This is a genomic window from Bacillus sp. GW821-FHT11D08 (assembly GCF_058808515.1).
Map to the genome: position 1 here is coordinate 280,340 of NZ_JBXARS010000001.1, position 21,473 is coordinate 301,812.

A 21,473-nucleotide genomic window follows, 5' to 3' on the forward strand; every position below is an offset into this window, starting at 1 on the left:
TCAGAAGAAAATCTGACGGTCAGCAGGATTTTTTCTGTGCGTAAATGGCGGCGCCCTGCTGTGATAAGTGCTTTTGACTTTTTTATGTCCCTTTTCTATACTAAAATCGATTGGTTTTCGTAATATGCAGGAGGAAACATAATGAACAGTAAAACCGGGACAAAAGAAAGAATTATTCAAACCTCTGCATATCTTTTTCAGATTCAGGGATATCATGCGACTGGTTTGAATCAAATTATAAAAGAGAGCGGAGCACCCAGAGGGTCTGTGTATCATCACTTTCCAAACGGAAAAGCAGAACTCGCCATTGCGGCGATCAAATATACGGGAAGATGCGTTGAAAAGCAAATACAGAATAGTATGTCTCAATTCGCGGACCCTATAGAAGCGATTCAGCACTTTATTCATGTAACGGCTGAACAGTTTAATGATCCGCAGAATATTGAGGGCGTGCCGGTTGGATTGCTGGCGGGTGAGACCGCTCTGATCAATGAAACGTTAAGATGCACATGTGTTGAGGTGTTCAAGAAGTGGACGGATGTGTTTGCGGCAAAATTTCTTGAGCATGGGTTTGAACAAGAGGAAGCGGAGAAGCTCGGGGTGACAATCAACTCGATGATTGAAGGCGCAATCATGTTTTCACTGGCTCATAAAAACAAAGAACCGCTGCTGCTGATTTCAAAGCAGGTTCCGTATATTGTCCAAAACAGAGGGTAGCATTTTATTACTCTTTTCTTTATAAAAATAGATATCAGAACCCCAGCCTCTCCGTTTTGACAGAGTCATAGAGAACATTCACCGGCTTGATTTGAAAATGGCAGATCAAAAAAACATCTCCAACCCGTAACGGTTGGAGATGTTTCATTTCACCCTGTCCATATAATGCACGAATGTGTAGCGGTCGCCTCTGTAGGCGGATTTGACGTGCTCAAAGGCAGTGCCGTCCTGCAGATAAGTGGTCCGCTTGATATAGAGGACGGGGGCGCCGGGCTGGATACCGAGCAGCTCAGCTTCTTCCTCGGAAGCGGCTCCCGGTTCAAGCTCTTGTTTTGCCCGTGAGATCGGCATCTGATTGTACGCTTCAATATGCTCATACATGGATGATTGAAAATGGGAGGCGTCCAGTTTTCCCGCCTTGTCAAACGGGATGTACGATGCCTCAATCGCCATCGGGATATCATTTGCCAGCCGGACGCGGATGATTTTATGAAGCGTTGCCGGATAGCCGCATCCCAGGATAGAAGATAATTCTTCCGTCGCCTGAATCAGCTGGTATTCGGCAAGTCTGCTCCCCGGCTTCATGCCCCGGCTTCTCATATCTTCCGTAAAGCTTGTCAGCCCTTGAAGCGGCTGTTCCATCTTCAGTTTGCTGACGAACGTTCCCCGGCCTTTCTGCCTGTATAAAAATCCTTCATTCACCAGATTGGAAAGCGCCTGGCGCACCGTCATTCGGCTGATGCCGAATTGTTCGGCGTATTCCCGCTCCGACGGAAGCAGCGCATCCGCTTCCAGCTCGCCGTTTTTGATTTGTGTTTTTAATTGTTCCATAATCTGAAAGTAAATCGGAATCGGAGATTGTTTATCAATCTGCATAGGTCAAATCCTTTCAATCGCCGCCCGCAGCCTTTTCATCAATCAAGACCGTCACATCCGGATGCGCGTGCAGGGCGGAGGCGGGGAATGCTTCGCTGATGCGCCCGTCCAGAAGCTGCTTCACCGCTTGGGCCTTGCTTTTTCCGGATGCCATGATCAAAATCCGTTTGCCGGACAAAATCGTCCCGATCCCCATTGTCAGGGCTTTTACAGGGACTTGATTAATTGACGGAAAGTACCGCGCATTCGCCTGTCTTGTCTCTTCATTCAGCTCAACGACATGGGTTCGGGATTCAAATGGCGTCCCGGGTTCATTAAAGCCGATATGGCCGTTGTGTCCGATGCCTAAAAGCTGTACATCCGCTCCGCCGAGTGTTTGAATCAATCGGTCATAGCGTCCGCATTCGGCATCAAGATCGTCTGCCCGTCCGTCAGGGAGAAAGCGGCGGTCCTTTCGGCTGTCGATATGTGCAAAAAAATGTGTATTCATATAATAATGATAGCTGTTTTTGTCCTCGGGAGAAAGCCCGGCGTATTCATCAAGGTTGATCGTCGTGACATTTCGGAATGACAAGCCCTCTGAGCGGTGCATCCGCACAAGTTCTTTGTATACGCCTTCAGGAGTGCCTCCCGTCGCAAGGCCGAGAACGGCATCCGGCTTTTGTTTCACTGTTTCAGCAATAATCGCTGCGGCTTTTTCACTTAATTCTTCATAATGTCTGCATGTGATAACGTTCATGTCCAATCAGCCTCCCTTGAGATATATGCGGTGTTTCCGCGGCAAATCGTGGCCAGCACGCCGCACTGTCCGTCCGTCAGAACAACGTCGGCGTCTTTTCCTTCGGCGATGCTTCCTTTGCGGTCGAATATGCCGAGGCGGCGGGCCGCATTTGCCGATGTCATATTTGCTATATCCAGCCATGAGCAGTTTGTAAACCTGCGCATGAGCGCCGCGCCTTCATTCATTTTTAAAATGGAACCGGCCAGCGTCCCGTCAGAGAGAAGCGCCGTGTCCCCGCGAACGGTGACTTTTTGTCCGCCGAATTCGTATTCTCCGTCCTTAAGCCCTTTTGCCCGCATGGAGTCTGTAATCATGATCAGGTTTTTGCTTCCTTTCGCCAAATAGGCAAGCTTAACGGCCAAAGGATGGGAATGAATGCCGTCAGTGATCAGCTCCGCCGTGATGCGGCCGCAGGCGAGAGCCGTACCGATGCCCCCCGGCTCACGGTGATGAAAGGAGCTCATGGCGTTGAAGAGGTGCGTCATATGCACCGCCCCGGCATCCGCCGCTTTTTGTAAAAGCTCGGCTCCCGCGTCTGTGTGTCCCATTGACGGGATGATGTTTTGGTCTTTTAAATAACGGATCAGGCTGAAATCAGGATCTTCTTCCGGCGCAAGCGTCACGATTTTGATCAGCCCTCCCGAGAGCCGCTCCCATTTCTGAAAGAGCCCGGCATCAGCAGGAGTAATCCATTGTTTCGGCTGTGCTCCCGCCTTTTTCGGAGAGACAAACGGTCCTTCTAAATGAATGCCGATCAACTCAGCGCCTTTTTGGGCCTGCGGTGAGGAGTCCGTCCATTCCTTGGCGTTGACGAGCGCTTTTTCAATGTTTTCGTGCTGCTGTGTGATCGTTGTCGCTAAAAAAGAGGTTGTTCCTTCTTCGGGCAGCCGGGCGGACATTGTATCAAGAGCTGCAACATCAGCATCCATCGTATCCGCGCCGTATCCGCCGTGAATATGAATATCAATCATTCCGGGAAGCGCATACGAGCCCGCGGGCGCCTTCCATTCCTTCTCATACGTTTCTTGCGGTCTTGTTTTCCCCGCGTAAGAAATGATGCCGTCCTTTATACCGAGAAAACCGTTTCGGATGATTTCTTCTTCTGTTACGATGTCCGCACCGCTGATTAACAAGCTTTCAGCCACTTTAAAACACGCCTTTCTGGTTAGTTGTTAGTTTTATTTTACTCTTTTTCAGACTAGTTATCTAGACCAGTTATGCCGGAATTGTATAAATCTGTTTTGGTTCAGACGGTAAAGTGATAAAATATAACTGTTCAAAGCTCGGAACATCCCAGAACAGGAGGAACATATCTTGGCAAAGGTTCGGACCAAAGACGTAATGGAGCAGTTCCATTTAGAATTGATCAGCGGAGAAGAAGGGATTAACCGCCCGATTACGATGAGTGATTTATCACGGCCCGGTATTGAAATCGCCGGCTATTTTACATATTACCCGAGAGAACGGGTGCAGCTTTTAGGAAAAACGGAGCTGTCATTTTTCGATCAGCTTCCTGAGGAGGATAAAAAACAGCGGATGGAATCGCTGTGCACCGATGTGACGCCGGCTATCATACTTTCCAGAGATATGCCGATCCCGCCGGAGCTTGTAGAAGCATCCGAGAAAAACGGCGTGCCTGTGCTCAGATCCCCTCTGAAAACAACAAGGCTGTCAAGCCGGCTGACGAATTTTCTTGAGAGCCGTCTCGCGCCGACAACCGCCATTCACGGCGTGCTTGTGGATATATACGGCGTCGGTGTGCTCATAACGGGAAAAAGCGGCGTCGGTAAAAGTGAAACGGCCCTGGAGCTCGTCAAACGCGGCCATCGTCTTGTCGCGGATGACTGCGTCGAAATCCGGCAGGAGGATCAGGATACGCTCGTCGGGAATGCGCCTGATCTGATTGAGCATCTGCTTGAAATCAGGGGTCTCGGCATTATAAATGTCATGACGCTGTTCGGAGCGGGCGCCGTCAGAAGCAATAAAAGAATTACAATCGTCATGGACCTTGAGCTTTGGGAGCAAGGGAAGCAATACGACCGTCTCGGACTTGAAGAAGAAAAAATGAAAATCATTGATACGGAAATTACAAAACTGACCATTCCAGTCCGCCCTGGGCGAAATCTCGCCGTTATTATCGAAGTTGCGGCGATGAACTTCAGATTGAAGCGGATGGGCTTAAATGCTGCCGAGCAATTTACGAATAAGCTGGCGGATGTCATTGAAGACGGCGAACAAGACGAATAGGAGTTGGCAATAATATGAACGAAGCAGGAACACCAATCAATCCGATTGCCTTGCAGCTCGGGCCTTTATCCGTGCACTGGTACGGGATCATTATCGGCGCGGGTGCGTTATTAGGGCTTTGGATGGCCATGAGGGAGAGTGAAAAGCGGGGGCTGAAAAAGGACATTTTTATTGATCTTGTTCTTTTCGCCATCCCGATCGCAATCATTTGCGCACGGGCATACTATGTGCTTTTCGAGTGGAGCTATTACTCGGAACACCCCGGGGAAATCATTAAAACCTGGAAAGGCGGCATCGCGATTCACGGCGGATTGATCGGCGCGATCGCAACGGGAATCGTCTTTTCAAAAGTAAGAGGGATCTCATTCTGGAAGCTGGCGGATATTGCCGCGCCGAGTATTCTGCTCGGCCAGGCCATCGGGCGCTGGGGGAACTTTATCAACCAGGAGGCTCACGGTGAAGCGGTCAGCCGGTCATTTTTGGAAAGTCTGCATCTTCCGGATTTCATCATTAATCAGATGTACATAGACGGACAATATTATCACCCGACGTTTTTGTATGAATCGCTGTGGAGTTTTGCGGGCGTCGTGATTCTGCTTCTGCTCCGCCGCGTGAACCTGCGCAGGGGCAATCTGTTTTTGACGTATGTGATCTGGTATTCGATCGGCAGATACTTTATTGAGGGAATGCGGACGGACAGCCTGATGCTTACGAGCCAGCTTCGGATCGCGCAGGTCATTTCCATTGTGCTGATTGTACTTGCGATTATTTTAATGATTTTCAGACGCATGAAGGGGTATGCCGATAAGCGGTATGCCGACACGGACTGACGCCTGAAATCGGAAAGGACATAAGATGACTGATAAACGTGTAACCGCCATTTTATTCGATCTCGACGGCACGCTGATTGACACGAATGAACTGATTATCGCTTCTTACCTTCATACGCTTGATCATTATTGCCCGGGGCAGTTCAAAAGGGAAGATGTGCTTCCGTTTATCGGCCCGCCTCTGTATGAAACGTTTTCAGGCATTAATGCTGAAAAGTGCGATGAGATGATCAGCATGTACAGAGCATTCAACCATGAAAAGCACGATGAGCTCGTCACGGAGTACGAAACGGTTTATGAAACGCTGGATGAATTGAAAAAAGCGGGCTATCAGCTCGGGATTGTCACCACGAAGCTGAGGGATACAGTCAATATGGGATTGAAGCTGACAGGCATCGGGGCGTTTTTCGATACTGTCGTCACGCTTGATGATGTAAAGCATCCGAAGCCTGACCCCGAGCCTGTGCGGCTTGCTCTCAGCCGGCTTGGGTGCGGTTCGTCGGAAGCCATAATGATCGGTGACAATTATCACGATGTCATGGCGGGAAAAAACGCCGGCACGAAAACAGCCGGCGTCGCGTGGACGATTAAAGGCGCACAGACGCTTTCCGCCTATGAACCCGATTATATGCTCGAAAAAATGAGTGATTTATTGCACATCACCGGAGTGAAGTAATCGGTGAGAAAAACAGACCGCCATCCGGTTTCAGGTGCAAATTCATTGTGGCATGTTTATCAGACGGTCCCCTTTCTGAAGGTGATGAAAAATTTCATCATCATTCAGATCGCAAGGTATACGCCGTTTCTAAGCGTGAAGAACTGGCTGTACCGAACCTTTTTGAAAATGAATGTCGGAAAACAGACCTCATTCGCGCTGATGGTGATGCCGGATATTATGTTTCCCGAAAAAATCACTGTCGGAAAAAACAGTATCATCGGCTACAATACGACGATTTTGGCTCATGAATATTTAATACATGAGTACCGGACCGGTTTTGTCACAATCGGTGACGAGGTGATGATCGGGGCAAACACAACCATTCTGCCCGGCGTCACCATCGGGAGCGGAGCCGTTGTATCAGCCGGCACGCTGGTGCATAAAGATGTCCCGGCCGGGGCGTTTGTCGGAGGAAATCCGATGCAGGTGATCTATACGGACGAAGAAATGAAAGAACGAATGGGAAAACCCCGCTGATTAACGTCAGCGGGGTTTTTTTATGACTTGATCACAATGGCCTGGCTGCCCATCTGCTTCCAGGCTTTTTCAAAGTCAGATCGGTTTGTTTTTCTGTTTTTATAGCCGTAAGGATCATTAACGTATACATAATCGTGATCATAACCGGTAACGGCTACGCTATGCATGCTGAACGTAATGTCGATTTTTCCGTTCGGCGTATTCCAAGTCTGCATATTATCAACCGGCTTAAAGGATGTGGTGGTAATCACCCAGACCGGCCGCCCTTTTTCAAGCTGGCGGTACACTGAAGAAATGTCTTTTCCCGTCAGATCGTATACTTTGTTTCCCGCATATTCTTTAGCAAGTTTATCAATCGGCTCATGATAAACGCCTAAACCCGGGCCGTTTTCCATATCTCCGGCAAATCCTTCATTCGGATCTCCCTTCAGCCCGCTGCTGTATGTGAGCGGAACTTTATTGATTTTATCCGCCAATGTATTTTTTGACACATGATATCCGGCATTGTTCAAAATCATGGCAAGGCTTGTCACCTCACATCCATTGTACAGTCTGGGAGAATCCATCTGTCTGTACAGAACGACATTCAGCGGTGACGCGCTCCCTTTTAACGGTGTTTTCTCATCAGGCTCGTCGGACTGCTGATTGAAAAAATTCAAATGAATATCGTTTGTATAGATGTTATATCCCAGATAGACAAGGACGGCTGTCAGAATCACCACACATAATGTTCCAAGCGTCTTCATTATCAATTCTTCTCCCTTGTTTCTGTTGAAGCTATTCTATGTATTATAGCACTTCTGCTCAATATGATTCGATCGTTCCGATATGTTTACAGGTTTGTTCATTCTTTAGCCATGTTTATGGAAAAGAATAGGCGGACATTGGGCGTTGCAATTCATTCTTTTATCTGCTAACATATTATCATATTAGCGAACTAAAGGATTCGGAATTTTCCTTCAGACAAAGCGGAGGTGTAAAAGGCAAATGTTTATGTTTGAGAAACCGCATGGCATGAGAGATACGCTGCCCGGTTTATACGAAGCCAAGAAAAAAGTCCGTACCACACTGACGGATTTAATTGATAAATGGGGTTATCAGTTTATGGAGACGCCGACCCTTGAATTTTATGAAACAGTAGGCGTCCAGTCAGCCATTGAAGAACAGCAGCTGTTTAAGCTTCTCGATCAGGACGGGAAAACGCTTGTGCTTCGGCCTGATATGACCGGACCGATTGCCAGGGTGGCGGCGTCTAAGCTGCACAAACACAATCATCCGCTCAGAGCGGGGTACGCGGCAAGCGTCTATCGCGCTCAAGAGCGGGAAGGCGGACGTCCGGCCGAATTCGAACAGGTCGGCGCGGAGCTGATCGGCGACGGATCAACAAGCGCGGACGCCGAGGTGATTGCGCTGGCGGTCGGCGCTTTGAAAAACGCGGGATTGCACCGGTTTAAAATCGCGATCGGCCATGCCGGACTCGCTGATGAGCTGTTTGTCGAGGTTCTGGGCAATGCTGAGCGGGCGGATGTTCTGCGACGCTTTCTCTTTGAGAAGAATTACGTGGGATACAGGGAACATGTCAAATCGCTTCCGCTTTCTTCAATAGATAAAAGCCGGCTGCTCACACTTCTGGAATTGCGAGGCGGGAAAGAGATCTGCGCCAAAGCGGAGGAGATCATCGGCATCTCCGGACAAAGCTTGATTCAGGAGCTGGAAGACCTGTGGGACATTCTTGAGGATTACGGATGTGCCGAGCATATTCGCCTTGATCTGAATATGGTAAGCCATATGAGTTATTACACGGGAATTTTATTCGAAGTGTATGCGGCAAATGTCGGTTTTGTCATCGGAAGCGGCGGACGCTATAACAATCTTCTCGGCCATTTCGGCAGTCCCGCTCCCGCCACGGGTTTCGGGCTCCGTATCGACAGGCTGATTGAAGCGCTCGGCATCCAGGAAGAAACTAGTGAAGCGGACGCCGTGATTTTCAGCAAGGAGCAGCGGGCGCAGGCCATTTTATTCGCGGAGGAAGAAAGGGCGAGAGGCAGAAAAGTCGTCCTGCAGGATCTGGCGGGCATTGAAAATATCGATCATATGACAAAATCATTTGCAAACGTCACATACTTTATCGGTGCCAGAAAGGAAGAGCAGAATGGATAAGGTACTCACAATGGCAATGCCAAAAGGACGGATATTCGAAGAAGCGGCCGGGTTGCTGCGGCAGGCCGGGTACAGGCTGCCCGAGGAGTTTGAAGAATCGAGAAAGCTGATCATTGACGTTCCTGAAGAAAATCTCCGCTTTATTCTGGCAAAGCCGATGGATGTGACGACTTATGTCGAGCATGGCGTCGCTGATGCCGGTATTGCCGGAAAGGATGTCATGCTTGAGGAAGAGCGTGACGTGTATGAGGTGCTCGATCTAAAAATCAGCAAATGCCATCTCGCCGTTGCGGGGCTTCCCGGAGCGGATTGGAACGGAGTCGCTCCGAGGATTGCGACGAAATATCCGAATGTTGCGTCAAGTTATTTCAGAGAGCAGGGCGAGCAGGTGGAAATCATTAAGCTGAACGGTTCCATTGAATTGGCGCCTTTAATCGGGCTTGCTGACAGAATCGTAGATATCGTATCAACCGGGCGGACATTAAAGGAAAACGGTCTCGTTGAATCAGAACATATTTGTGACATCACATCGCGTTTTATCGTCAATCCGGTCAGCTATCGCATGAAGGATGATGTAATCGACGAAATGGCGGCCAGGCTGGCCAGGGTTGTGGAAGGAGAAACGGCACAATGAAAATAACCGCAGTAAAAAGAAGCGAGCGGTTCTCACTGAAGCGTTCCATCGACAGCGGAACCGAAGAGCAGCGGAAAACCGTCAGGGGGATTATTGGAGACGTCAGACAAAACGGTGACAAAGCCGTTTTGGCCTATACAAAAACATTTGACGGCATCAGCCTGAACCAAATGGCCGTGAGTGCAGAGGAAGTCACCGAGGCGTACCGTCTGCTTGATGATCAGCTGCTGGAAGTGATCAGAAAGGCGATTGCCAATATTAAAGAATATCACGAACGCCAGCTGCAATCCTCGTGGTTTTACCATCGCAAAGACGGCTCGATGCTCGGGCAGAAAATAACGGCGCTCGATTCCGCGGGCGTATACGTGCCGGGCGGGACGGCCGCTTATCCGTCTTCCGTTTTAATGAATGTCATCCCCGCTCTCGCTGCGGGAGTGGAGCGGATCGTTCTCGTCAGTCCTCCGGGAAAAGACGGCCGCCTTTCACCGGGCGTTCTGGCGGCGGCGTCTGAGCTCGGCATAAAGGAAATTTACAAAGCGGGAGGCGCGCAGGCGATTGCCGCGCTCGCTTACGGAACCGAAACGATACAGCCTGTTGATAAGATCACGGGCCCCGGCAATATATTTGTAGCACTCGCGAAGCGCGAAGTCTTCGGCGTTGTGGATATTGACATGATTGCTGGGCCCAGTGAAATCGTGGTCCTTGCAGACGATACGGCGGTGCCCAAAGAAGTCGCTGCTGACCTGCTTTCACAGGCAGAACACGATACGCTCAGCTCAAGCGTGCTTGTCACCGACTCACGGAAGCTTGCCGAAGCGGTATCAGATGAGGTGAATAAACAGCTTCAGACGCTGCCGCGCAAAGAAATCGCCGAAGCGTCGATCAAGGATCACGGCCGCATTTATATTACGGAATCGATGGAAGATGCGGTGGACACGGTGAATGCGCTGGCACCCGAGCATTTAGAAATCATGACGCATTCGCCGGAGGCTTTGCTTGGAAGCATCAGACACGCGGGGGCGATTTTCTTAGGGCGATACAGCGCTGAACCGGTCGGCGATTATTTTGCCGGACCGAATCACGTTTTGCCGACAAACGGAACGGCGCGGTTTTCAAGCCCGTTGAATGTAACAGATTTTCAAAAGAAATCGAGCATCATCTCATACAGCCGGAAGGCATTTGAAACACACGCGGACAGCATTTCCGCCTTCGCGAGACTGGAAGGGCTTGAAGCGCACGCAAGATCGATTGAAGCGAGAAACGGAGGAATGACCGATGAGAAAAGCGGAACGCGCCAGAACAACAAATGAGACGGATATTAAGCTGGCTTTCGAAATAGACGGAGAAGGAAAAGCCGACATCAGCACGGATGTGCCGTTTATGACTCATATGCTTGATTTGTTCACAAAGCACGGGCAATTCAATTTAACTGTTGACGCAAAAGGCGATACGGAGATAGATGATCACCACACGACTGAAGATATCGGCATCTGCTTAGGGCAGGCTTTTTTGGAGGCGCTCGGTGATAAAAAAGGGATCAAACGGTACGGATCAGCGCTAGTACCGATGGACGAAGCGCTCGCCCAAGTCGCCGTAGACCTGAGCAACCGGCCGCACCTTGAGATGCGCGGCGCATTTCCGCAAGCGAAAGTCGGAACGTTTGATACCGAGCTGGTACATGAATTCTTATGGAAACTGGCGCTGGAAGCGAGAATGAATCTGCACGTCATCGTTCATTACGGCACGAATACGCATCATATGATAGAAGCCGTGTTTAAGGCGCTTGGCAGAGCGCTGGACGAAGCGTCATCCATTGATCCGCGCGTCAAGGGCGTGCCATCTACGAAAGGAATGCTGTAAATGATCGGTGTAATTGATTACGGTATGGGCAATTTATTCAGCGTGTCGAAGGCGCTGGAACGCGTCGGCGTCCCGTATGTCGTATCAGACCGGCCGGAAGAGCTTGAAAAAGCGGATGCTTTTATTCTCCCCGGTGTCGGATCATTCAGTGACGCCATGGACAATTTACGCAGCGCGAAGCTTGATCAATTCATACACCGTATGGTTGACAAGGGGAAGCTGCTCCTCGGCATCTGCCTCGGTATGCAGCTCATTTTCGAAGAAAGCACCGAAAACGGCTCTGCAAAAGGACTCGGTTTATTAGCCGGAAAAGCTGTGAGACTCAAAGACAGGGATGCCGAAGGAAATAAGCTGAAGGTGCCGCATATGGGCTGGAACCGGCTGACGGTTCACCAAACGTCTCCTTTGCTTTCGGAAGCGGAAGAAGGCTTCGTTTACTTTGTCCATTCCTATTATATAGACGGGATGGAAGACGGCGATCTTCTGGCAAGCGCTGAGTACGGCGTTCGTGTTCCGGCGGTCGTCGGGAAACGCAATGTCTTCGGTGCACAGTTTCACCCGGAAAAAAGCGGTACGGCCGGAATGGCGATCTTAACGCAATTTACAAAAATGGCAGCGGAACAGAAGGTGAAGAAATGAACGCTTTTACATTATATCCGGCAATCGATATGAGAAACGGCAAATGCGTCCGCCTCATCCAAGGCGATTACGGCAAGGAAACGATATACGGTGACTCTCCTTTAGACATGGCGGCGCAATTTGCACAAGAAGGTGCCGAATGGATTCATCTCGTGGACCTTGACGGCGCGAAAGCAGGCAGGAAAGTAAACGACAGGCATGTTCTTGACATTGCGCGGCAGCTTGATGCCAAAGTCGAGATCGGCGGCGGGATCCGTTCTGAAGCGGATGTGTACGGTTATTTATCACAAGGTGTTGATCGCGTCATTCTCGGCAGCTCGGCCGTTTCCGATCCGGCATTTGTGAAGAGCATGCTGAAACAATACGGCGGCAAAATCGCGATCGGCCTTGATGCAAGGAACGGATATGTCTCGACGGAAGGCTGGCTGGAAACATCCTCGGTAAGGGCGGCCGATCTGGGCCGTGAATTGGCGGCCGAAGGAGCGGAAACCTTCATTTTCACGGATATTGCAACTGACGGCATGCTGTCAGGACCGAACATCGAAAGCACCGCTCAGCTCGCAAAAGCAACGGGAAAAACCGTCATCGCTTCAGGCGGAGTCAGCTCAGTCGCCGACCTCAAAGCACTGGCCCGCTTCAAAGACGCCGGCGTATCGGGAGCGATTATCGGAAAAGCGCTGTATACAAAACAATTTACATTAGCCGAAGCGCTTAGCGGGGTGAAGGACGCATGATCACGAAACGAATCATTCCGTGTCTCGATGTGAAAGAAGGACGCGTCGTCAAAGGCATTCAATTTCTCGGGCTGAAAGATGCGGGCGATCCTGTCGAGCTGGCCGAAGCTTACGACAGGGAGGGCGCTGACGAACTTGTTTTTCTCGACATTTCCGCCTCTCACGAAGGCCGCAAGACGATGACAGACGTCGTAGAACAGGTTGCGGCAAAACTGGCGATTCCGTTTACGGTCGGCGGCGGAATTAATCAATTAAGCGATATGAAACGAATGCTTCGCGCCGGCGCTGATAAAGTATCCGTTAATACAGCGGCCGTTCTCCGCCCCGAGCTGATTACGGAAGGAGCGGATTTTTTCGGCTCGCAATGCATCGTAGCGGCGATTGACGCAAAGTATGACGAAGATTCGGATTGCTATAAAGTGTACACACACGGCGGCAGACAGAAAACCGACTGGGAAGTCACGGCCTGGGCAAAAGAAGCCGTCAGCCGGGGAGCGGGCGAAATCCTGCTGACAAGCATGGACGCAGACGGAGAGAAAACAGGCTTTAATCATACGCTCACACAGCTTGTCACACGTGCCGTCCCGGTGCCCGTCATTGCGTCAGGGGGAGCCGGCAGCGCGCGCCATATGCTTGAAGCCTTCACGATCGGTGAAGCGGACGCCGCGCTTGCAGCTTCCATTTTCCATTACAAAGAGACATCTATAAAAGAAGTGAAAGATTATATGAAGAAACACGGGGTGAATGTGAGATGAAACGGGCAGATGAACTGCGGTTTGACGAGGCCGGACTGATTCCCGCCATCGTGCAGGATGCGGCAAGCAAAGAAGTACTGACACTGGCTTATATGAATCGTGAATCCTACGAAAAAACGATAGAAACGAAAGAAACCTGGTTTTACAGCCGTTCACGCGGGGAGCTGTGGCATAAAGGAGCGACGTCGGGGAATACCCAAAAGGTGAAAGCCATCCGCTATGATTGCGATCAAGATGCTCTTGTCGTGCTTGCGGAGCCTTCAGGACCCGCATGCCATAAGGGAAGCTACAGCTGCTTTTCTCCGGAAAAAGCGGATGCGCAGGATCGTTTCGGCATCTTAAATGAACTGGAAAGCGTAATCGCCAAACGGCAGGCGGAGATGCCTGACGGAGCCTACACAACGTATCTGTTTCGGGAAGGCGTCGATAAAATCCTCAAAAAAGTCGGCGAAGAAGCCGCAGAGGTTATTATCGCCGCGAAAAACCGGGACCATGAAGAATTAAAATGGGAAGCGGCGGATTTGCTGTATCATTTGCTCGTTCTTCTGCGTGAGCAGTCGCTTCCTTTGGACGACGTGCTTGACGTCCTTGCGAAACGCCATTCAGCATCTGAGTAAAACAAACCTCACGGAGAGATCCGTGAGGTTTTTAATCTGTCAAACTTAAACATTCAATTAAATATTCCTTATTTCCGCAACCGGAGGCAGATGAATTTGATAATATTGACTAATAGAGTTTATTTTGGTTTTTATCAAAAATATACGTTTTGTTCATATTCCGTTCATGCACATCCGTTATAGTATAAACAGTGATATAGGAGGAAAACTTATGCCGAATAAACAACCAAAACCTAAAGGGAAATTCAGCTCATTCTTTTCATTAGTCAAAAAAACAAAACCATCATACGGTATGCTGGCCTTCGCGCTGTCTCTCAGTATTGTGACAACGCTCGTCAGCCTGCTGATTCCGCTGTTGACAAAGCAGCTCGTTGACGGCTTTTCCATGTCGTCGCTGTCAGGCGTGCAAATCGGAATCATCGCAGCCGTGTTTATCGTACAGGCCGCATTAAGCGCCTACGCCACCTACGCCCTGAACTACAGCGGCCAGAAAATCATCTCGGGCCTGCGTGATTTGTTGTGGCAGAAATTAATTAAACTGCCCGTCTCTTATTTTGACAAAAACGCCACGGGAGAAACGATCAGCCGTGTCACCAATGACACAATGGTGGTAAAAGAGCTGATCACAAACAATATCAGCGGATTTATTACCGGAATCATCTCCGTTATCGGGTCACTGACGATCTTATTTTTCATGAACTGGAAGCTCACATTGCTCGTGCTGATCGTCGTGCCGCTGGCTGCGGTGATTTTAGTGCCGATCGGCCGGAAAATGTTTAAAATTTCTCGGGAAACACAGGATGAAACGGCGAGATTCACCGGATTATTAAACCACATCCTCCCGGAAATCAGGCTTGTAAAAGCGTCAAACGCTGAAGAAGCGGAATACGGACGCGGAAAAGCAGGCATCATGGCACTCTTTAAACTCGGGCTGCGTGAAGCGAAGGTGCAGTCGCTCGTAGGTCCGCTTATTACACTTGTATTAATGGCGGCGCTGGTCGCTGTCATCGGGTACGGCGGGATGCAGGTGTCATCCGGTGAATTGACAGCCGGCGCACTCGTTGCCTTTATCCTGTATTTGTTTCAGATCATTATGCCGATGGGCCAGATCACTTCATTTTTCACACAGCTTCAAAAATCCGTCGGCGCAACGGAACGGATGATTCATATTCTTGCAGAAAAAGAAGAAGATATCCAAACCGGAAAAGCCATTGAAAACGCAGATCAGCCGATTAAGCTTGAACAAGTCTCATTCGGCTACAAAACAGATCAAACCATCTTAAAAGACATTACGGCTACGATTGAAGCCGGCAAAGTCACCGCGATCGTCGGACCGAGCGGCGGCGGAAAAACAACGTTATTTAAGCTGCTTGAACGATTCTACAATCCGACTGCGGGCAGCATCCTGCTCGGAAATGAACCGATTGATGCGTATTCCCTTGAGTCATGGCGGGAGCATATCGGCTACGTGTCGCAAGAAAGCCCGTTAATGTCAGGCACCATCCGCGACAATATCTGCTACGGATTAAAACGCGAGGTGACCGATGAGGAACTGAGGCAAGCGGCTGACATGGCCTACGCTCTGCAATTTATTGAAGACTTACCGAAGAAATTTGAAACAGAGGTCGGTGAGCGGGGAATTATGCTGTCAGGCGGACAGCGCCAGCGCATCGCCATTGCCAGAGCGCTCCTTCGCAACCCGAGCATTCTGATGCTTGATGAAGCGACATCAAGTCTGGACAGCCAATCTGAAAAATGGGTGCAGCAGGCGCTGGAAGTTCTAATGAAAGGCCGCACCACCATCGTGATTGCCCACCGTTTATCCACGGTTGTGGATGCAGATCAGCTTCTCTTTGTCGAACAGGGTGAAATCACCGGACGGGGCACACACCATGAATTAATGGCATCCCATTCGCTGTACCGCGATTTTGCGGAGCAGCAGCTGAAGCTGAATGCCGACTTAGAAAACAAAGCTGTGTAAAGCAAGACTTTATGAATCAAAAGCAGCTGAAAAAGCTGCTTTTTATTTTGCAGCCGGAGTCCTGTTCTTACGGGTGTACGGTCGGTAACGATGAAGAGCCAAGCCATAAGCGTGTATGCCGGTACAGGAGACAATGAAAAAATTCGGTTTATAGACATCATGTCGATTCATGAAAAGAAAAAAGCAGAAGGAGGGATTTTCATGGCTGTCATATTGGTTGCGGATGATGACCGCCATATCCGTGAGCTTGTCCGCCTTATGATGGAGCAGAGCGGTTTTGACGTCGCAGAAGCGGAAGACGGGGAAGCGGCGGTGCGGCTGATCGAATCAGCACCTATAGATCTCATCATACTGGATGTGATGATGCCGAAAATGGACGGGTTTGAAGTCAGTGAAGCCGTCCGCAGCTTTACGGACATTCCGATTTTGATGCTGACGGCAAAAGGCGAAACGCTGGACAAAGTTCAAGGTTTTACTTCCGGAGCGGATGATTATCTCGTCAAACCGTTTGAGCCGCTTGAGCTGGAAGCAAGGGTCAAAGCATTGCTGAAACGGTACCGGATCACCGCTGAAAAACTGCTGACCATCGGAACGGTCACATTAGATAAGCAATCCCGCACTGTAACGCGCGGCGGCGGAGCGGGATTGACATTGCCCCGGCGGGAATTTGAGCTTTTATTTAAGCTCGCCGGTTATCCGAATAAGACGTTTTCAAGAGAACAATTAATAGAAGATATTTGGGGCTTTGATTATGAAGGTGACGAGCGTACCGTTGATGTGCATATTAAAAGGCTGAGAGAACGGTTTCCGGAAAAAGACTATCCGTTTGCCATCCATACGGTGCGGGGGCTCGGGTATCGGTTTGTGGTGACAGGATGAAACGGATCTTCAGAACGGCTGGAAAAATCATCATCCTTCTCACCGTCACCGCATTCTTATGGCTGGCGGCTCACCTGATTGTTCAGGGATTCGGTCTCATATGGCCGATTTTGCTTGTGCCGTACGCCGAGCAGATTCTGACGCTTTGGCTTGTTTTCGGCCTGCTGTTCGTAACAATGTTTATTTTTTCAAAGTCAGCACGTGAAAGGCATCATGCGATCTGGGATTCGCTGACCGCCACGATCAAGCAAATGTCGAGCGGCAACTTCACAGCGGCCGCTTCCCGGAAAATGGAGAAGATTGAGCGGAACCATCCCGTGACGAAATTGGCTGATGAACTGTCGACACTCGCCGCGGAACTGAGTGAAATGGAAAAACTGAAACAAGAATTTATTTCGAACGTTTCCCATGAAATCCAAACCCCGCTCACTTCATTAAAGGGCTACGCGCATCTTCTGAAAAAACCGGATTTATCATATGAGGAGCGGGGGCGCTACTTACACATCATCGAAACAGAAACAGAACGATTATCAAAAATCAGTGAAAATCTGCTGAAGCTCACTGCGCTCGAACGCCAAACCGAACCGATACAAAAAAAACCGTTCCGCATTGACAAACAGCTGCGGCGCACCATATTGACCTGTGAGCCTGAATGGTCCGCCAAACAGATTGAGTTTCTCATTGATTTACAGGAGTCGTATGTGTACGGAGATGAAGCGCTGCTCAGCCAAGTATGGATGAATCTGATTCACAATGCCGTAAAATTTACCGGTGAAGGCGGCCGCATTTCCGTTAAAATTGCAGATCTGCCGGGAGCGGCGGCTGTCGAAATCGCCGACGACGGAATCGGAATGGAGCCTGAACAGGCGGAGCGTGTATTTGAACGGTTTTATAAAGCGGACAAGGCGAGAAACGAAGGAGGAAGCGGGCTCGGCCTGTCCATCGCCCAAAAAATCGCAGAGCTGCACGGCGGTTCGATAGAGGTTGAGAGCAAGCGGGGCGAAGGAACCCTTTTCCGCGTCATTCTTCCAGCCGAGCCTCGTGAAAAAAACAGCTAAAATCTGGTCGAACCAGCCAGTAAAAAACGAAGTCGATCCTGTCTTTTGAACTATTGAGGTGAAACCGTTTTATGGTATACTACTGACGGTAATACGTATAAAACGGAGGATATTTGTGGGAAAACACACTTCTGAACAGAAAAAGCACGCGCAAATTGTCCAGCTGCTTCAGGATGGACAATATTTTTTTCATAAAGGCTTAAAAGCATATAAAGAGCGGAATTTAAAGCGGGCCAGCAAACTGATTCAGCGGGCCGTCCACCTCGAGCCGAATGATTCCGAAATGCTGTCCCGGCTGGCCGTCATTTATTCTGAAATGGGCCACTACCAGCAGTCAAATGAGCTGTTCGACTTTATTTTGGTGAACCTGAAAGAAGAAATGCCCGAGTGTCATTACTTTAAAGCGAATAATTTCGCGCATTTGGGGCTCTTTCAGGAAGCATACAAAGAAGCGGCGGCTTATTCAGATGCCGATCCGGACGGTGAATTCAGCGAAGAAATTGAAAATCTGATGGAGCTATTGGATTTCGGCGAAGCGGGTGAAAACGAATCGCTCTATGACCAGGATGAACTGCTGATCAGGCAGGATCGGGCAAAAACGCTTCTTGAGAGCGGCCAGCTTCATGAAGCGGTTGTCATGCTTGAAGAGATTACGGCCGATTACCCCGAGCTTTGGTCTGCATACAACAACCTGGCGCTCGCTTACTTTTACTCAGGCAATGTCACAAAAGCGAAACAAACGGTATTCGAAGTGCTTGAGAAAAATGAAGGCAATCTCCATGCCCTGTGCAACCTCCTTGTATTCTGCTATTACGAGAGGGAAGATGAAAAAGTCGGAGAATTGAGCGGAAAACTCGCCAATGTGTATCCGATTTTATTCGAACAGCGCTATAAGCTGGGGGCGACGCTTGCGCTTGTCGGCAGACATGATCTCGGTTATAAATGGCTCCGTTCTCTTTACAAAAGCGGGTTTGAAGGCGACGAAACGTTTTATTACTGGCTTGCCGCTTCAGCCTACGGGACAGGCCGCACAGAATTTGCGGAAACCATTTGGAAAAAGGCCGAAGCCGAATTTCCCGAATCAGATCGGCCCGCGCCTTGGGCGGAGCGGCAGGAACCGCTGCCTGCTTCACTTGAACAGCGGCTTGCCGCCTATTATATCAGCAGCGCTGAAGGAGAGCGGAACCAGCTTGAAAAAGTTCTGACGGCAAAACGCGCCGTTTCACCGTTTGAACAAGATTTCGTCAGACTGCTGCTTTCCGGTGAAAAAGGCGTTTCAGGCGTCTCCGGTGATGCGCTGTTCACGTATCGGACGGTCAAGCTTCTGGAGAAAGCGGAAGCCGACAGTTTAAAAACTGACGTCATGAGCTGCTGGGTTTTTCACGTCATTCAGCACATCCGCGCCGCCGCTGCCGTACAGAATGAGCGGGCATGGGCCGCAGCCATCGCATATGTATGGAAAGAAGCAAACGGCGAAAAAACGACGAAAAAAGAAACGGCCGCCGTTTACGGTATAACCCCGGCAACACTTTCGAAATACATCAGACAAATAGATGATATATTAGAATAAAACCGATTCTTTCTATATAAAGAGTCGGTTCTTTTTTTATCAGAAAGGGGCAAAACAGAACTTTACCGCCGAAAAAAGAGGTATTCATACGTATTTTTTTGCTTTTCGAATCGAAACCAGGCCGTAATCACCGTTTATTTTGCAAAATATGAGATTTGCAATCACATTGAAATATAACTGTAATAAAAATTGTCGAAACATGATGGTATAATGAGTCTCGTACATAAGAGATTAGTTTATTTTACATGTGCTGTATAATCTATACCAATTTAAAAGATTTAAAGATTCATACATAAAAATCATCAGCCTCACGGGTATGTGAGGGAGCGTAACTTTGATGTTCATAATAGAATTCCAAATGAGAACAGGTTTAAAGTAAAAGGGAGGAAAGAAAAAGTGAAAAAGAGTTTATTAACACTTGGTTTGGCTTCCGTCATCGGGACAAGCAGTTTTTTGATCCCGTTTACAAAAACTGCATCGGCGGAAACATTAGACAGCAAAAAAGCAAAAATTGAAAGCAAGCAATCTGAGGTGGCTTCAAGCCTTGAAGCAAAAGAAAGAGAATTGTCTAAGCTTCAGGACAAGCAGGCTAAGATTGAAAAAGAACTGAAAGACATTAACGCTAAAGCGTTGGATACAAGCAATAAAATCGAAGATAAAAAAGCTGAAAACGAAAAAACGAAAAAGCAGATCGCTGATTTGAAAAAAGAAATTAAAGAAACAGAAGCGCGTATTGAAAAACGCAATGAAATCCTGAAAAAACGCGTTCGTTCTTTACAGGAAAACGGCGGTTCTCAAGGATACATAGATGTTCTTTTAGGGGCGACAAGCTTCGGAGACTTCATTTCCCGTGCGACTGCGGTATCTTCTATCGTTGATGCGGATAAAGAGCTGATCAAACAGCAGGAGCAGGATAAAGCGAAACTCGAAGACGCAGAAGCTGAACTTAACGTGAAGCTGAAAAAAGTTCAAGATGATCTTGCGAAACTCGAGTCTATGCAAAAAGACCTGAACAAACAGCTTGATCAGAAAGACAAGCTTTTCGACGAAGCGAAAAACGGTCAGAAAAAAGCGGCTTCCGCTATCTCTGATCTGAAAAAAGAAGCATCAAAGCTTGCAAACGAAAAAGCTGACACTGAAAAAGAACAGAAGCGCATTAAAGCTGAGCAGGCTGCAGCGGCTGCCCTGATCAAAAAACAGGAAGAAGCGCAAAAAGCTTCTGAAGACCAAAACCAAAAAGATGACAGCCAGCCGGCACCGGCGGTTAAAACTGTGAAAAAAGCGGCTGTTTCAACATCATCTGATTCATCTGACAGCTCAAGCAAACCGAAGAGCACTTCAGGCGGATCATCTCATAACAGCGGCGGTTCAGATGATTCTGACGGCGGATCTGTTATTTCAAATTCAGGCGGTATTGAAGGCGCGATCAGCGTAGGATCAAGCCTTGTGGGTCAATCCCCGTACAAATTCGGCGGCGGACGCACTCAATCTGATATTAACAACCGTATTTTTGACTGCTCTTCATTCGTACGCTGGGCTTATGCTAACGCAGGCGTTAATCTCGGACCTGCAAGCGGCACAAACACAGATACATTAATCGGAAGAGGTAAGGCAGTAAGCGCGTCTGACATGAAACGCGGAGACTTAGTATTCTTCAACACGTATAAAACAAACGGCCACGTCGGCATCTACTTAGGTAACGGAACGTTCCTGAACGATAATACATCACACGGTGTATCCATTGATTCTATGAGCAACCCTTACTGGAAGAAAGCATTCAACGGCAATGTAAGACGTGTCGTGCAATAATGAATAAGACAAGGGCCTTCTATCCCGGAAGGCTCTTTACTTTATTTGTATACCCGCTCAGGAGCTGCCTAATCACGGTTTTTCAGAAAAATGAGCAAAAAAATAGCGAATTGCCTTCAGATTTAATAGGA

Annotated in this window: 22 protein-coding genes; 18 read left to right on the forward strand and 4 right to left on the reverse strand. The window is 48.9% G+C overall.

What is annotated here, in order from left to right; genetic code table 11:
• Window positions 1-141 precede the first annotated feature (141 nt).
• Entirely contained in the window at window positions 142-717 is a 576-nt protein-coding gene (locus AC1RRX_RS01420; protein WP_007614041.1) for a TetR/AcrR family transcriptional regulator, read from the forward strand.
• 144 nt (window positions 718-861) lie between these two features.
• On the opposite strand, the gene AC1RRX_RS01425 is transcribed toward AC1RRX_RS01420, so the two are convergent.
• The 3 genes from AC1RRX_RS01425 to nagA are packed head-to-tail and all read right to left on the reverse strand — an operon-like array spanning window position 862 to window position 3,519.
• The gene (locus AC1RRX_RS01425) at window positions 862-1,593 is read right to left on the reverse strand and encodes a GntR family transcriptional regulator (RefSeq protein ID WP_007407443.1); all 732 of its coding nucleotides are present in this window, start codon (window positions 1,591-1,593) and stop codon (window positions 862-864) included.
• 13 nt (window positions 1,594-1,606) lie between these two features.
• Window positions 1,607-2,332: a glucosamine-6-phosphate deaminase gene (gene nagB, locus AC1RRX_RS01430; protein ID WP_144463875.1), complete on the reverse strand. Its 726-nt coding sequence runs from the start codon at window positions 2,330-2,332 to the stop codon at window positions 1,607-1,609.
• Window positions 2,329-3,519, reverse strand: a complete 1,191-nt coding sequence (gene nagA / locus AC1RRX_RS01435; protein WP_144463876.1) for an N-acetylglucosamine-6-phosphate deacetylase — start codon at window positions 3,517-3,519, stop codon at window positions 2,329-2,331. The genes nagB and nagA overlap by 4 nt, the downstream gene beginning before the upstream one ends.
• Window positions 3,520-3,688: 169 nt before the next feature.
• On the opposite strand from nagA, the gene hprK reads away from it, so the two are divergent.
• The 4 genes from hprK to AC1RRX_RS01455 are packed head-to-tail and all read left to right on the forward strand — an operon-like array spanning window position 3,689 to window position 6,646.
• Complete coding sequence (hprK, locus tag AC1RRX_RS01440) at window positions 3,689-4,621, forward strand: HPr(Ser) kinase/phosphatase (RefSeq protein ID WP_013353746.1); 933 nt, start codon at window positions 3,689-3,691, stop codon at window positions 4,619-4,621.
• 14 nt (window positions 4,622-4,635) lie between these two features.
• A complete protein-coding gene (lgt, locus tag AC1RRX_RS01445; RefSeq protein ID WP_007407440.1) occupies window positions 4,636-5,451 on the forward strand; it encodes a prolipoprotein diacylglyceryl transferase in 816 nt (271 codons plus the stop codon).
• Window positions 5,452-5,476: 25 nt separating this feature from the next.
• Entirely contained in the window at window positions 5,477-6,127 is a 651-nt protein-coding gene (ppaX, locus tag AC1RRX_RS01450) for a pyrophosphatase PpaX (RefSeq protein WP_144463877.1), read from the forward strand.
• A gap of 3 nt (window positions 6,128-6,130) precedes the next feature.
• The gene (locus AC1RRX_RS01455; RefSeq protein ID WP_012118549.1) at window positions 6,131-6,646 is read left to right on the forward strand and encodes an acyltransferase; all 516 of its coding nucleotides are present in this window, start codon (window positions 6,131-6,133) and stop codon (window positions 6,644-6,646) included.
• Window positions 6,647-6,666: 20 nt separating this feature from the next.
• Here the strand turns inward: AC1RRX_RS01455 and AC1RRX_RS01460 are convergent, their stop codons facing one another.
• The gene (locus tag AC1RRX_RS01460) at window positions 6,667-7,392 is read right to left on the reverse strand and encodes a C39 family peptidase (protein ID WP_144463878.1); all 726 of its coding nucleotides are present in this window, start codon (window positions 7,390-7,392) and stop codon (window positions 6,667-6,669) included.
• A 241-nt stretch (window positions 7,393-7,633) separates the two neighbouring features.
• On the opposite strand from AC1RRX_RS01460, the gene AC1RRX_RS01465 reads away from it, so the two are divergent.
• The 13 genes from AC1RRX_RS01465 (at window position 7,634) to cwlO (ending at window position 21,342) form a co-directional block, all read left to right on the forward strand.
• Complete coding sequence (locus tag AC1RRX_RS01465) at window positions 7,634-8,806, forward strand: ATP phosphoribosyltransferase regulatory subunit (protein WP_144463879.1); 1,173 nt, start codon at window positions 7,634-7,636, stop codon at window positions 8,804-8,806.
• A complete protein-coding gene (hisG, locus tag AC1RRX_RS01470) occupies window positions 8,799-9,440 on the forward strand; it encodes an ATP phosphoribosyltransferase (protein ID WP_007407435.1) in 642 nt (213 codons plus the stop codon). The genes AC1RRX_RS01465 and hisG overlap by 8 nt, the downstream gene beginning before the upstream one ends.
• A complete protein-coding gene (hisD, locus tag AC1RRX_RS01475; protein ID WP_119026897.1) occupies window positions 9,437-10,750 on the forward strand; it encodes a histidinol dehydrogenase in 1,314 nt (437 codons plus the stop codon). Before hisG ends, hisD begins: the two co-directional genes overlap by 4 nt.
• A complete protein-coding gene (gene hisB / locus AC1RRX_RS01480) occupies window positions 10,716-11,300 on the forward strand; it encodes an imidazoleglycerol-phosphate dehydratase HisB (RefSeq protein ID WP_015240671.1) in 585 nt (194 codons plus the stop codon). Before hisD ends, hisB begins: the two co-directional genes overlap by 35 nt.
• On the forward strand, window positions 11,301-11,939 hold the full coding sequence (gene hisH, locus AC1RRX_RS01485; protein ID WP_033575197.1) for an imidazole glycerol phosphate synthase subunit HisH: 639 nt from the start codon (window positions 11,301-11,303) through the stop codon (window positions 11,937-11,939).
• Window positions 11,936-12,673, forward strand: coding sequence for a 1-(5-phosphoribosyl)-5-[(5-phosphoribosylamino)methylideneamino]imidazole-4-carboxamide isomerase (gene hisA / locus AC1RRX_RS01490; protein WP_144463880.1), 738 nt, complete (start codon window positions 11,936-11,938; stop codon window positions 12,671-12,673). Before hisH ends, hisA begins: the two co-directional genes overlap by 4 nt.
• Window positions 12,670-13,428: an imidazole glycerol phosphate synthase subunit HisF gene (gene hisF / locus AC1RRX_RS01495; RefSeq protein ID WP_014418971.1), complete on the forward strand. Its 759-nt coding sequence runs from the start codon at window positions 12,670-12,672 to the stop codon at window positions 13,426-13,428. The genes hisA and hisF overlap by 4 nt, the downstream gene beginning before the upstream one ends.
• Window positions 13,425-14,045 carry a bifunctional phosphoribosyl-AMP cyclohydrolase/phosphoribosyl-ATP diphosphatase HisIE gene (gene hisIE / locus AC1RRX_RS01500; RefSeq protein WP_007407429.1) on the forward strand — a complete coding sequence of 207 codons (621 nt, stop codon included), beginning with the start codon at window positions 13,425-13,427 and terminating at the stop codon, window positions 14,043-14,045. The genes hisF and hisIE overlap by 4 nt, the downstream gene beginning before the upstream one ends.
• Window positions 14,046-14,256: 211 nt before the next feature.
• On the forward strand, window positions 14,257-16,026 hold the full coding sequence (locus tag AC1RRX_RS01505; RefSeq protein WP_012118541.1) for an ABC transporter ATP-binding protein: 1,770 nt from the start codon (window positions 14,257-14,259) through the stop codon (window positions 16,024-16,026).
• Window positions 16,027-16,227: 201 nt separating this feature from the next.
• A complete protein-coding gene (locus AC1RRX_RS01510) occupies window positions 16,228-16,905 on the forward strand; it encodes a response regulator transcription factor (RefSeq protein WP_012118540.1) in 678 nt (225 codons plus the stop codon).
• Window positions 16,902-17,963, forward strand: coding sequence for a sensor histidine kinase (locus AC1RRX_RS01515; protein WP_007614006.1), 1,062 nt, complete (start codon window positions 16,902-16,904; stop codon window positions 17,961-17,963). Before AC1RRX_RS01510 ends, AC1RRX_RS01515 begins: the two co-directional genes overlap by 4 nt.
• A gap of 115 nt (window positions 17,964-18,078) precedes the next feature.
• Window positions 18,079-19,533 carry a tetratricopeptide repeat protein gene (locus tag AC1RRX_RS01520; RefSeq protein ID WP_108725287.1) on the forward strand — a complete coding sequence of 485 codons (1,455 nt, stop codon included), beginning with the start codon at window positions 18,079-18,081 and terminating at the stop codon, window positions 19,531-19,533.
• A 396-nt stretch (window positions 19,534-19,929) separates the two neighbouring features.
• The gene (gene cwlO, locus AC1RRX_RS01525) at window positions 19,930-21,342 is read left to right on the forward strand and encodes a peptidoglycan DL-endopeptidase CwlO (protein WP_007407424.1); all 1,413 of its coding nucleotides are present in this window, start codon (window positions 19,930-19,932) and stop codon (window positions 21,340-21,342) included.
• The last annotated feature ends 131 nt before the right edge of the window (window positions 21,343-21,473 follow it).

Bases quoted from the DNA above. Each gene is read 5' to 3' on its own strand.
- AC1RRX_RS01420 (WP_007614041.1), top strand. From the start codon at position 142: ATGAACAGTAAAACCGGGACAAAAGAAAGAATTATTCAAACCTCTGCA.
- AC1RRX_RS01425 (WP_007407443.1), bottom strand. From the start codon at position 1,593: ATGCAGATTGATAAACAATCTCCGATTCCGATTTACTTTCAGATTATG.
- nagB (WP_144463875.1), bottom strand. From the start codon at position 2,332: ATGAACGTTATCACATGCAGACATTATGAAGAATTAAGTGAAAAAGCC.
- lgt (WP_007407440.1), top strand. From the start codon at position 4,636: ATGAACGAAGCAGGAACACCAATCAATCCGATTGCCTTGCAGCTCGGG.
- ppaX (WP_144463877.1), top strand. From the start codon at position 5,477: ATGACTGATAAACGTGTAACCGCCATTTTATTCGATCTCGACGGCACG.
- AC1RRX_RS01460 (WP_144463878.1), bottom strand. From the start codon at position 7,392: ATGAAGACGCTTGGAACATTATGTGTGGTGATTCTGACAGCCGTCCTT.
- AC1RRX_RS01465 (WP_144463879.1), top strand. From the start codon at position 7,634: ATGTTTATGTTTGAGAAACCGCATGGCATGAGAGATACGCTGCCCGGT.
- hisG (WP_007407435.1), top strand. From the start codon at position 8,799: ATGGATAAGGTACTCACAATGGCAATGCCAAAAGGACGGATATTCGAA.
- hisD (WP_119026897.1), top strand. From the start codon at position 9,437: ATGAAAATAACCGCAGTAAAAAGAAGCGAGCGGTTCTCACTGAAGCGT.
- hisB (WP_015240671.1), top strand. From the start codon at position 10,716: ATGAGAAAAGCGGAACGCGCCAGAACAACAAATGAGACGGATATTAAG.
- hisH (WP_033575197.1), top strand. From the start codon at position 11,301: ATGATCGGTGTAATTGATTACGGTATGGGCAATTTATTCAGCGTGTCG.
- hisA (WP_144463880.1), top strand. From the start codon at position 11,936: ATGAACGCTTTTACATTATATCCGGCAATCGATATGAGAAACGGCAAA.
- hisF (WP_014418971.1), top strand. From the start codon at position 12,670: ATGATCACGAAACGAATCATTCCGTGTCTCGATGTGAAAGAAGGACGC.
- hisIE (WP_007407429.1), top strand. From the start codon at position 13,425: ATGAAACGGGCAGATGAACTGCGGTTTGACGAGGCCGGACTGATTCCC.
- AC1RRX_RS01505 (WP_012118541.1), top strand. From the start codon at position 14,257: ATGCCGAATAAACAACCAAAACCTAAAGGGAAATTCAGCTCATTCTTT.
- AC1RRX_RS01510 (WP_012118540.1), top strand. From the start codon at position 16,228: ATGGCTGTCATATTGGTTGCGGATGATGACCGCCATATCCGTGAGCTT.
- AC1RRX_RS01515 (WP_007614006.1), top strand. From the start codon at position 16,902: ATGAAACGGATCTTCAGAACGGCTGGAAAAATCATCATCCTTCTCACC.